Below are 11,999 nucleotides of genomic sequence, written 5' to 3'. Positions count from 1 at the left end.
CAAGGCACGGCATAATGCGCGCCCTGTCCTACATATTCAGATAGACGAGGCCGTCAGACGTGTTGAAGAAAACCCTGTTCCAGTTGCACTGGTTCTTCGGCATTACCGCCGGGCTGGTGCTGGCCTTGATGGGGATCACCGGGGCTGCGGTCTCGTTTCAGGATGAAATACTGCGAGCGCTGAACCCGAGCGTGCTGAGCGTGGAGAAACGTGAAGCCGGGGTACTGCCGCCCGCCGAACTGGTGCGCAAGCTGGAGGCCAGCGCAGGCCAGACCGTCTCACGGCTCTGGGTGGAAAGCGAAAGCGGCAACGCCGCGCGGGTGCTCTTCACCTCAGCGGCGGGTGAGCCGCGCGCCCAGTTGCGCTACTTCGACCCCTACACCGGCAACTTCGTGGGCGACGTCGTCGGCCAGGACCTGTTCGAGTTTATCCTGCAGTTTCACCGTTTCCTGGTCATGGGCGAAACCGGCCGGCAGATCACCGGCGCCTGCACGCTGATCCTGGTGTTCTTCTGTCTGTCCGGCTTGTACCTGCGCTGGCCACGCCAAGTGGCGAGTTGGCGAGCCTGGTTGGCCGTGGACTGGCGCAAAAAGGGCCGCAGCTTCAACTGGGACCTGCACTCGGTGTTCGGCACCTGGTGCCTGCTGGCCTACCTGCTGTCGGCACTGACCGGCCTGACCTGGTCCTACGATTGGTACAGCCAGGGCCTGATCCGATTGCTCTCCGACGCGCCCCAGAACGAACGGGTGCGCAAGCGCGGCCCGACGCCGGAGGGCGCGGCGCAAGTGGCCAACTACGACGCGATCTGGAGCAGCATCTACAGCAACGCCGGCCCAGGTTTGAGCGCCTATACCATCCGCATGCCCGCCGTCGCCGGGCAACCGGCCACCGTCTACTACCTGCTGAAAGACTCGCCCCACGATCGCGCCGTGAACCAGATTAACCTGGATCCGGCCACCGGCGAGGTCACTGCCCACGACAGGTATGCCAGCAAGTCACTCGGTTCTCGGCTGCTGACCAGCGTGTACGCGCTGCACACTGGCAGTTACTTTGGCCTCGCGGGGCGGATCATCCTCACGCTCAGCTCGGTGCTGATGCCCTTGTTCTTCATCACCGGCTGGTTGCTGTACCTGGACCGTCGGCGCAAAAAGCGCCAGGTGCGTGATGCGCGTAAAGGCCTCGCGCCCCACACCAGCGATGCCCCGGCCTGGCTGATCGGTTTTGCCAGCCAGAGCGGTTTTGCCGAGCAATTGGCCTGGCAGACCGCCGGCCAATTGCAGGCGGCCGGTTTGCCGGTGAAGGTGCAGCCTTTGGGCAGCGTCAGCCAGGACGACCTGCGCCAGTCGGAAAATGCACTGTTTGTGGTCAGCACCTTCGGCGACGGCGAAGCCCCGGACAACGCCCGTGGTTTCGAGCGCAGCGTGCTGGGGCAGGACCTGTCGCTCAAGGGCCTGAACTACTCGGTGCTGGCCCTGGGCGATCGCCAATACGAACACTTCTGCGGCTTTGCCCGACGCCTGCATTTCTGGTTGACCAACCAGGGTGGCAACCCGTTGTTCGCCCCCGTGGAAGTGGACAGCGGCGACACCACGGCGCTGCTGCACTGGCAACAGCAGCTCGGGCAACTGACCGGCCACGCACCCGCAACGGCCTGGCCGACTGCACAGTATGAAAACTGGACACTGAGCCAACGCCGCCTGCTCAACCCCGGCAGCAGCGGCTCGCCAGTCTATCTGCTCGGCCTCAGCTCGCCATCGCCACACCGTTGGCACGCTGGCGACCTGGTGGAAGTGCTGCCACGCAACTGCTCCTGGGCCATCGAACACTTCCTCGAAGGCCTGGGCCTGGCCGGCAGCGACGGTGTACTGATCGACGGCATGCCGCAGACGCTCGACCAGGCCCTGGCCACGCGCCAACTGCCGGACAACCGCGCCCATCTGGTGGGTCTGCACGCTCAGGCCCTGGCAAACGCGCTGGTGCCCCTGGGCATGCGCGAATACTCCATCGCCTCGATTGCTAGCGAAGGTGCGCTGGAGCTGATCGTACGCCAGGAACACCACCCCGACGGCCGCCTGGGTGTGGCCAGCGGCTGGCTCACCGAGCACGCCGCCCTGGGTTCGAGCATCAGCCTGCGCCTGCGCCGCAACAGTGGTTTCCACCTGCCGGACGCCCCGGTGCCGCTGATCCTGGTGGGCAACGGCACCGGCCTGGCCGGCCTGCGCAGTTTGCTCAAGGCACGCATTGCCGACGGCCAGCAGCGCAACTGGCTGCTGTTTGGCGAACGCAATATCGCCCATGACTTCCTGTGCCAGGACGAGCTGCAAGGCTGGTTGGCCAGCGGTGATCTGGCGTTGCTGGACCTGGCGTTTTCCCGCGATCAGGCGGAGAAAATCTACGTGCAGGACCGCCTGCGCGAATCAGCCGAGGTGTTGCGCAAGTGGCTCAACGAAGGCGCGGCGATTTACGTGTGCGGGAGTTTGCAGGGGATGGCGGCCGGGGTGGATCAGGCGCTGGTGGATATAGTGGGGAGCGAGGCCGTGGAGCGGCTGATCGAACAAGGTCGCTATCGTCGGGATGTGTATTGATACTTTTGTTAGCGCTGAAGACCCCATGTGGGAGCGGGCTTGCTCGCGAATGCGGCGTGTCAGTCACTTGTGATGTAACTTACCCATCGCATTCGCGAGCAAGCCCGCTCCCACAGTTTTGATCGCATTCCAAATCAGGTGGGTTGCAGCTTTTGCTCGAACACCGAGACTCCATCCAAGTCGCGCAAAATCACGGTCAACTCCGCCGTCTGCCCATCAATCTGCACCTCGCCAAAAAATTGAAACCCGGCAAACGGTGAAGTGTTCTGCGCCGGCGGCGCTTTTTCGAACACCACGTGCGGCCCGAAGGTCTTATCCAGCGGATTGGGCCCGAAACTGCCCGCGTTCAGCGGCCCGGCGACAAATTCCCAGAACGGCTCGAAATCCTGGAAGGCCGCGCGGTCCGGATGGTAATGATGCGCCGCGCAGTAGTGCACATCCGCCGTCAGCCACACATGGTTGCGCACCTGTTGTGCCCTTAGAAACCCCAACAACTCGGCGATTTCCACCTCACGGCCTTGCGGCGCACCCGGCTCGCCGTTGGCGATCGCCTCCCAGCGCGGCACGCCGGGGCTTACTTCGCCGTCGGGCACGCCAAGGCCGATGGGCATGTCGGCGGCGATGATTTTCCACTGCGCCTGGGAGGCTTTGAGTTCACGCTTGAGCCAGTCCAGTTGCTCACGACCGAGGAAGGCTTTTTCAGCGCCCAGGTTGTCATCGTTGGGCCCGCGATAGCTGCGCATGTCGAGCACGAACACATCCAGCAACGGACCATAACCAAGCTTGCGATAAATCCGCCCGCCGCCGTCGGCGGCCTGCCGGCGCATCGGTGAATATTCCAGCCAGGCCTGGCGCGCACGGCCCACCAAGGTGTTGATGTCCTTGACCTGGTAGCGCTCATCGAGCTGCTTGCTCGGCGACCAATTGTTCACCACTTCATGGTCGTCCCACTGCCAGATCTGCGGCACTTCGGCGTTGAAGCGGCGCACATTTTCGTCCATCAGGTTGTAGCGATAGTTGCCGCGATAGTCGTCGAGGGTTTGCGCGACTTTGCTCTTGGCTTCGGTGGTGATATTGCGCCAGATGCGCCCGCCTTCGGTGGCCAGTTGCGCCGGCACCGGGCCGTCGGCGTAGATGGTGTCGCCGCTGTGGATAAAAAAGTCCGGCAGGCGCAGGCGCATGGCTTCGTAGATGCGCATGCCGCCGATGTCCGGGTTGATGCCGAAGCCTTGGCCGACCGTGTCGCCGCTCCACACAAAACGGATGTCGCGGCGCTGTTGCGGCACGCTGCGCAAGTGGCCGAACCAGGGTTCGCTGGGGACGCCGGTCTGGGCATCTTCAAAGTGCACGCGGTAGAAAATCGCCTGGTCGGTGGGCAGCCCGGTGAGTTCGACGCGGGCGGTAAAGTCGGTGCGGTTGTCAGCCAGGGGCGAGACGAATCGGCGGGGGTTGCTGAACACGCTGCGGGTGTCCCACTCCACCACCATGCGCGCCGGGCGGTCGCTGCGGCTCCAGATCATGGCGCGGTCGCCAAGCAGGTCACCGGACTGCACGCCGTCGGTGAGATGCGGCCGGTCCTTGACCGAGGCGATCACCGCCGGCGCCAGGCCCGGCAGTAACAGACCGGCGCCGACAGCTTGCATCACGCGGCGACGGCCAAGATCGAAGTGGCTCATGCGGGTGCCCTCTTGAGTATCAAAAGGGAGACTTAAGCATGTGCGGATGAATCAGAGATGACACTACCCTGTGGGAGCTGGCTTGCCTGCGATAGCGGTGTATCAGTAACAAATGTGCAAGCTGACCCACCGCTATCGCAGGCAAGCCAGCTCCCACATTTTTTACGCTGGTGTGACCGCCAGCTCCACCGCTTCCGGCCGCTTGATCAACGCATACACCAGCCCGGTCAGCAGGCTACCGGCGACAATCGCCAGCAGATACAACAGCGCGTGGTTCATCGCATTCGGAATCACCAGTACAAACAAGCCGCCATGGGGCGCTGCCAGTTTGCAGCCGAAGTACATCGACAGGGCACCGGTCAAGGCGCCGCCGGCAATGCTGGCCGGAATCACGCGCAGCGGGTCCTTGGCGGCAAACGGAATCGCGCCCTCTGAGATAAAGCACATGCCGAGGATCATCGCCGCCTTGCCCGCCTCACGCTCAGTCTGGGCGAACTTGCGTCGCGCCAGGAACGTGGCGATGCCCATGCCGATCGGCGGCACCATGCCGGCCGCCATGGTCGCCGCCATCGGCGCGCCACTGGACGCCGCCAGCAACCCGACGGAAAACGCATACGCCGCCTTGTTGATCGGCCCGCCCAGGTCGACACACATCATGCCGCCCAACAGAACACCCAGCAGCACTGCGTTGGTGGTGCCCATGGTGGCAAGGAAGTCGGTGAGGCCGGTCAGCATGCGCGCCACAGGCGGGCCCACCAGGTAGATCATCGCCAGGCCCGTGAACAGGCTCGCCAGCAACGGAATGATCAGGATCGGCTTGAGCGCCTCCAGGCTCTGGGGCAACTTCACCGCGCGCGTGATCAGCTTGACGCAGTAGCCGGCGAGGAAACCGGCGAAGATCCCGCCAATAAACCCCGCGCCCAAGGTGCCGGCCAGCAAGCCGCCGATCATGCCGGGCGCAATGCCGGGACGGTCGGCAATCGAGTAGGCGATGTAACCCGCCAGCAATGGCACCATCAACATGAATGCACGGTCACCCACGGTTTTCAGCGCCGCCGCCAGGGTGCCTTCCTGTTCAAACGCGTGAATGCCGAACACGAACGACAGGGCAATCAACAACCCGCCCGCCACCACCATCGGCAACATGAACGACACGCCCGTAAGCAAATGCTTGTACACGCCGGTCTTTTCTTTTTTGGCCACCGCACCGCCGGCTGCGCTCTCCACCGCACCTTCGGCGAGGGCCTTGTTGAGCGTGGCTTCGGATTGCTTGAGGGCAATGCCGGTGCCGCAACGGTAGATCTTCTTGCCGGCAAAGCGCTCGGTGGCGACTTCGATATCGGCCGCCAGCAACACCACGTCGGCGTCGGCGATGGCTTGCGGGCTCAAGGGCGTACGTGCGCCCACCGAGCCCTGGGTCTCGACCTGCAAGTCGTAGCCCAAGCGCTTGGCCGTCTGCTGCAAGGCTTCGGCGGCCATGAACGTGTGGGCCACACCGGTAGGGCATGCGGTAATCGCAACGATGCGCGGCGCCTGTTTGGCCGCCCCCTGCGGTGCGACATACACCTGCGCCTCTTCGGCGCCGCGACGCAATACCGCGTCAACGTCCGCCAACGCCTGGGCCGGAGTGATCTGGAACACGCGCTTGCCGACAAACCGCTGCATATCCACCGGCGTGCTGCTGACCAGCAGCACCCATTCGGCGTCGTCGAGGGTGGCCTGGGACAGCTGGCGTTCCGGGCGCTGCACATCCACCACCTCAACACTGGTGTGCAGGCCCATGCGCTGTGCGGCGGCGTCCAGCAAGCGGGCGCACAGCACACTGGTGACCATGCCGTTCGGGCAGGCGGTAACAATGGCTAACTTCATCACAAACCCTCTTATTGTTCTGTGAGCGTGCGTATTTGGACGCCGCTTTCGAGGCGCGCCAATTGCGCGTCATCGCTGATACCAAAGCCAATCTGCGTCACCGCCATTGCGGCAATCGCCGTGGCGCGGCGCAGGGTGTGCTCCGGTGTATCGCCACTGAGCAAACCGTGCAGCATCCCGGCCAGCAGCGAGTCGCCGGCGCCTACGGTACTGGCCACCTCCACCTTGGGCGGCGTGGCATGCAGCGTTGCACCCGAGCTGTACCAGGTCACGCCCGCCGCACCGTCGGACACCACCACATGTTCCACGCCCTGTTGATGCAGTTGGCTGATTGCATCGGTGGGATTACCAAGGACTTCGGCCAGCTCTTCGGTGTTGGGTTTGACCAGCCACGGGCCGGCCTGCAAACCCGCGCGCAACGCTTCGCCGCTGGTGTCCAGGGCGACTTTCAAGCCGAGGTCTTTCAACTGTTGCAGCATTGCTTGAAACCACTGCGGGCTGACGCCGCGCGGCAAGCTGCCGGCGACCACCACCGCGTCGAACCCGGGGCCGATGATCGCGATCATCTTGAGCAAGTCCTTTTGTGCCTGCTCACTCACCAGCGGCCCGGGCGCATTGATATCGGTGACCCGGCCATCCTGTTCGGCAATCTTGATATTGCTGCGGGTTTCGCCGGGCACGCGGATGAACGCGTCGCCAAAGCCGCGACGGGCGATCAGCGCATCGAACGCCTCGGGGTTCGCCGCACCGAGAAAACCGCCCACGCTCAGTTGATGGCCGAGGTCCGCCAAGACCTGCGCCACGTTCACACCCTTGCCGGCGGCATGGGTCAGCAGGGTTTCGCTGCGATTGACTGCACCCGGCTCCAGGCGCGGCAGGCGCACGGTCAGGTCCAACGCCGGGTTCAGCGTCAGGGTCAGGATATGTGCCATCTACACGGCCTCCACTAGGGCACGCACTTCGGCAGGCGAGCCCACCGCGAGTGCTTTTTGCGCCAGGCTCTGGGCCTCGCTCAGACTGAATTCGCGCACGCGCGCCTTCACTTCGGGAATGCTGCGGGCCGACACGCTCAACTCATCCACGCCCAGGCCGATCAGCACCGGCACCGCCAGCGGGTCCGCCGCCAACTCGCCGCACACACCGACCCATTTGCCATGGGCGTGGGCAGCGCGCACCGTGATGTCGATCAGTTGCAGGACCGCCGGGTGCAAGCCATCCGCTTGGGCGGACAAGGTCGGGTGACCACGGTCGATAGCCAGGGTGTACTGGGTCAGGTCGTTGGTGCCGACGCTGAAGAAGTCCACCTCCTTGGCCAGCACCGGCGCAAGCAAGGCGGCCGATGGTACCTCGATCATAATGCCCAGCTGCAGGTCCGCCACCGGGATTTCCAGGCGCAGGCGCTCGGTCATGTCGCGGGCCGCACGCCATTCATCAACGCTGCCGACCATGGGGAACATGATGCGCAGCGGACGGTTGTCCGCCGAACGCAGCAGTGCGCGCAATTGCGCTTCCATGATCTGCGGGCGTTGCAAGGTGAGGCGAATGCCGCGCACGCCGAGGAAGGGGTTTTCCTCCTCGGCAATTGGCCAGTAAGGCAGCGGTTTATCACCGCCTACATCGAGGGTGCGCACCACCAGCGGGCGCCCGCCAAGGCCGTCAAGAACGCGGCGGTACTCGGCTTCCTGTGTGGCTTCGTCCGGCGCTTGCGGGTGAGCCATGAAAATCAGTTCGGTGCGCAGCAAGCCAATGCCTTCGGCCCCCTGCTCCACCGCGCCGGCGACACCGGCGCTTTCACCGATGTTGGCGAACACTTCCACGGCGTGGCCGTCACGGGTCAGCGCCGGTTCATGGCGCTGCTTGGCGGCGGCCTGCAGGCGTTGTTCGCGGGTATCGCGCTCGACCGTGGCGCGTTGCAGGGTGGCGGCGTCGGGGTCCACATGCAGGCGGCCGCGCTGGCCGTCGAGCAGCAGTGGCGTGCCGGAGGCCAGCAGCAAGACCGCCGGGCCGGCGCCGACCAGGGCCGGAATGCCAAGGGCACGGGCGACGATGGCACTGTGGGCGGTAGCGCCACCACGGGCGGTGAGAATGCCGGCCACGCGCGCGGGATCAAGCCGCGCAACGTCGGACGGGCCGACTTCGTCCATGACCAGGATGTAAGGCTCGCCGGGTTCCGGGGCGGTTTCAACACCGCACAGTTGCGCCAGTACCCGGCGGCCGATATCCCGCAGGTCAGCGGCGCGCTCGGCGAGCAAGGCATCCTGCAACGACTCCTGCTGCTTGGCGGCCGCTTCGATCACACTCATCCACGCCGCTTGCGCGCTCTCGCCCTGCTTGAGGCGGGTGTCGACTTCATCGGTGAGTTCCGGGTCGTCGAGCATTTCCTGGTGGGTGATGAAAATCTCGCGGATGGCCTTGGCAGGGTTGCGTTCGATCAGGCCCTGGATATCCCGACGCACCTCGGCCAGGGCGCTTTGCAGGCGCTGGCGTTCAATCGCGGAGGACTCGCCACGCAGCGGGTATTCGAAGACTTGCTGAACCTGGATATGCGCAGGGCCGATGGCAATGCCCGGCGCGGCGGCGATGGCCTGGACCTGGCTGCCGGCCTGCGGCGCACTGAGCAGCGGCTCGATATCGAGCACTTGCGGCTGTTCGCTCAGGGTCGGCAGCGGCTCGACGTCTTCACCGAGGCCTTCTTGCACCGCGGCCAGCAACGCGGGCAGCGCGTCATCGGCAATGGTCGGCTCGGCGACGAATTCCAGCACCTGGCCACGCCGCGCGCCGAGGCTCAGCAGCTTGCTCAGGCTTTTGACCGACACCGCGCCCACCGGGCCATCGACGATGCGCACGCGGATATCGCCGTCAAAGCTTTTCGCCAATTGCGCCAGGATCTTCGCCGGGCGCGCATGCAGGCCGTGGGCGTTGGCCAGGGTGATGCGCGCGCTGGGCCAGTCCGACGGCAGTTCGCCGCCCAGCACTTCGAGCACCGCGCGGCTGCTGGTGGCGCGGCCGAGTTCCTGGCCGCGACCTTCAATCAGCAAGGCGCACAGGCGTTCCAGCAGCGTCTGGTGGGCCTCACCGAGGCTAGCCAGGCAGAACAGGCCATTGAGCGGCTGGCCGAGGTAGCGCATGGGCTTGTCCGGGGTGACGAACGCCAGGCCCGGACGCTTGACCGTTTGCTCGCTGTGCAGCCACCACAGGCCATCGCCCAGGGGTAGCGCGTCGACCTGCTGCAACACGGCGGCGAAACCATTGCTTACACAATCGGCCTGACGCAACAGCCGTGCGCCGCGCCATACCAACTCTTCGAAGTCATCGGCGGACACGCCAAGGCTGATCATCTGCGCATCCAGCGCCAGTTCCTGCGGCGCGCCCTGCAGCAGCTTCAACAGCGCTTCGGCCGTTCCGGCACGGCGCAGAGCCTGGCCCAGATCGGTTTCGCCGAGGGCACGGGTGAGCAGTTGCAGCAGGCGCAGGTGCTCGTCGGATTTGGCGGCAATGCCAATGGCCAGGTACACGATCTGGCCGTCGCCCCAGTCCACCCCTTCGGGGAACTGCAGCAGGCGCACGCCGGTGGAGAATACCTGGTCGCGGGTTTCGGGGGTGCCGTGGGGGATGGCGATACCTTGGCCGAGAAAGGTCGAGCCTTGGGCTTCACGGGCTTGCAAACCGCTCAGGTAACCCTCGGCGACCAGGCCGTCGGCCACCAGTTTTTCAGCGAGCAGGTGCAAGGCAGCAGATTTATCCACAGCCACCTGGCCCATGGAAATCTGCTCTACAGTGAGCTCAAGCATGCCGTTCTCCTAGTTAGTGCGGTCGTGCACTAGGTATTGTTTTAAACAAACAGTGTAAGGGGTGTTCAAAATAACTGACCGAGCAGTCGATGGGCAGTAGCCACTCAGTCGCGAACGTCGTAAAAATACGCTGGCTGAAACGTTTAATCTAGATTTTATGGAAGACTACGCGTTAATTGCGCATCCTTGAAGGACCACTCGGCGATTGAGCCAGGACATAAGTCGCGTACAGGAATCGGTTACGATTGGACAAAATGTCGGGGCGAGCTCCAGAAAACAAGGAAATCCCGGTTTGAAACTCAGTGATATCGCACGTCTGGCCGGTGTGTCCGTGACCACCGCCAGCTACGTCATCAATGGCAAGGCCGAACAGCAACGCATCAGCAATGCCACCGTCGAACGGGTGCGCGCTGTCGTCCAAGCCCATGGCTTTACCCCCAATCCCCAGGCCGCCGGGCTGCGCAGTCGGCATACGCGCACCTTGGGGTTTATCCTGCCCGACCTGGAAAACCCCAGTTACGCACGCATCGCCAAGCTCCTGGAGCAAGGCGCACGGGCGCGCGGCTATCAGTTGCTGATCGCCAGTTCGGATGACGACGCCGGCAGCGAGCGCCAATTGCTGCAACTGTTCCGCGCCCGGCGCTGCGATGCGTTGTTTGTGGCCAGTTGCCTGCCGGCCAGCGATGACAGTTACCGCGAACTGCAAGCCAAGGGTTTGCCGGTGATTGCGATCGACCGGGAGATGGCGTCGGATCAGTTTTGCTCGGTGGTCAGCGACGACCGCCAAGCGTGCCAGCAATTGACCAGCAGCCTGCTGCAACCGGTGCCCAAGCAGATCGTGCTGATCGGCGCACGGCCCGAGCTGAGCATCAGCCAGGCGCGTGCCGCCGGTTTCCGTGAAGCACTCCAGGGTTTCATCGGCGAGGTGATCGTCGAACACGGCGAAGCCTTCAGCCGGGACTGCGGCCGACAATTGATGGAGCAGCTTCTGCATCAATTGGGGCATTTGCCTGACGCGCTGGTCACCACTTCCTACGTGCTGTTGCAGGGTGTGTTCGATGCGCTGCATGACTTCCCGCTCAAATCGCGCCCGCTGCGCCTGGGCACCTTTGGTGATACCCAGTTGCTGGATTTCCTGCCACTGCCGGTCAACGCCATGGCCCAGCAGCATCAGTTGATCGCCGATACCGCTCTGCGCCTGGCCCTGGCCGCTATTGAAGAAGAACACTACCAACCCGGCGTACACGCCATCGGCCGCACATTCAAACAGCGTATTCACGAGGCCTGAGCGTGGAGCTGATCGACACCCATACCCACCTGGACTTCGCGGATTTCGACAGCGACCGCCGCGAAGTCCTCGCCCACAGCCGTGCGTTGGGCGTGCGGCGCATGGTGGTGTTGGGGGTGTATCAGCGGAACTGGCAACGGTTGTGGGACCTGGTGCAAACGGACGCGGGATTGTTCGCCGCCTTTGGCCTGCACCCGGTGTACCTCGATGAGCATCGCCCCGCTGACCTGAGTGAACTGGGCGATTGGCTGACTCGCCTGCACGGCCATCGGCAACTGTGTGCGGTCGGTGAAATCGGCCTGGATTACTTTGTCGAGCAACCGGACCGCGAACGCCAGCAAAGCCTGTTTGAAGCCCAGCTCAAGCTGGCGCTGGATTTCCAACTGCCTGCGTTGCTGCATGTGCGGCGCAGCCACGCGGCGGTGATCGCGACCCTCAAGCGCATTCGCCTGCCCCGCGGCGGCATCATCCATGCGTTTGCCGGCAGCCGCGAAGAAGCCCGCGAATACATCAAGCTCGGCTTCAAACTGGGCCTGGGCGGCGCCGCCACCTGGCCCCAGGCGCTGCGCATGCACAAGGTGCTGGCACAGCTGCCGCTGGACGCGGTGGTGCTGGAAACCGACTCACCCGATATGGCGCCCGCCATGTACCCGGGCCAACGCAACAGCCCCGAGCATCTGCCGGCTATCTGCGCGGCGCTGGCCGAACGCATGGGCATCAGCCCGCCAGCGCTGGCAGAGGCGAGTACACGCAACGCCTGCGAGCTGTTCGGCTGGTGAAGCCTGCCTGA

General features: G+C 64.3%; 7 protein-coding genes. 3 read left to right on the top strand and 4 right to left on the bottom strand.

Annotation, left to right across the window (positions count from 1 at the left end; genetic code table 11):
* The first annotated feature begins 59 nt into the window (after positions 1 to 59).
* Positions 60 to 2,585 carry a PepSY domain-containing protein gene (locus H0Z09_RS05390; RefSeq protein ID WP_186688212.1) on the top strand — a complete coding sequence of 842 codons (2,526 nt, stop codon included), beginning with the start codon at positions 60 to 62 and terminating at the stop codon, positions 2,583 to 2,585.
* A 134-nt stretch (positions 2,586 to 2,719) separates the two neighbouring features.
* Here the strand turns inward: H0Z09_RS05390 and H0Z09_RS05385 are convergent, their stop codons facing one another.
* The 4 genes from H0Z09_RS05385 to ptsP form a co-directional block, all read right to left on the bottom strand.
* Positions 2,720 to 4,261, bottom strand: coding sequence for an alkaline phosphatase D family protein (locus tag H0Z09_RS05385; RefSeq protein ID WP_186688210.1), 1,542 nt, complete (start codon positions 4,259 to 4,261; stop codon positions 2,720 to 2,722).
* A gap of 162 nt (positions 4,262 to 4,423) precedes the next feature.
* Positions 4,424 to 6,130 (bottom strand): PTS fructose-like transporter subunit IIB, encoded by a 1,707-nt coding sequence (locus H0Z09_RS05380; protein ID WP_186688208.1) that lies wholly within the window; start codon positions 6,128 to 6,130, stop codon positions 4,424 to 4,426.
* 11 nt (positions 6,131 to 6,141) lie between these two features.
* Positions 6,142 to 7,062 carry a 1-phosphofructokinase gene (pfkB, locus tag H0Z09_RS05375; protein ID WP_186688206.1) on the bottom strand — a complete coding sequence of 307 codons (921 nt, stop codon included), beginning with the start codon at positions 7,060 to 7,062 and terminating at the stop codon, positions 6,142 to 6,144.
* Complete coding sequence (gene ptsP, locus H0Z09_RS05370) at positions 7,063 to 9,921, bottom strand: phosphoenolpyruvate--protein phosphotransferase (protein WP_186688203.1); 2,859 nt, start codon at positions 9,919 to 9,921, stop codon at positions 7,063 to 7,065.
* 292 nt (positions 9,922 to 10,213) lie between these two features.
* Here ptsP and cra point away from each other — a divergent pair, with 292 nt between their 5' ends.
* Together cra and H0Z09_RS05360 are read left to right on the top strand one after the other, a co-directional pair.
* Positions 10,214 to 11,209: a catabolite repressor/activator gene (gene cra, locus H0Z09_RS05365; protein WP_186688201.1), complete on the top strand. Its 996-nt coding sequence runs from the start codon at positions 10,214 to 10,216 to the stop codon at positions 11,207 to 11,209.
* A gap of 2 nt (positions 11,210 to 11,211) precedes the next feature.
* The gene (locus H0Z09_RS05360) at positions 11,212 to 11,988 is read left to right on the top strand and encodes a TatD family hydrolase (protein ID WP_186688199.1); all 777 of its coding nucleotides are present in this window, start codon (positions 11,212 to 11,214) and stop codon (positions 11,986 to 11,988) included.
* Positions 11,989 to 11,999 lie beyond the last annotated feature (11 nt).

The organism is Pseudomonas sp. SWRI18, assembly GCF_014268345.1.
Taxonomy (GTDB): Bacteria; Pseudomonadota; Gammaproteobacteria; order Pseudomonadales; family Pseudomonadaceae; genus Aquipseudomonas; species Aquipseudomonas cedrina.
This window is presented reverse-complemented; position numbering and strand designations above follow the sequence as displayed.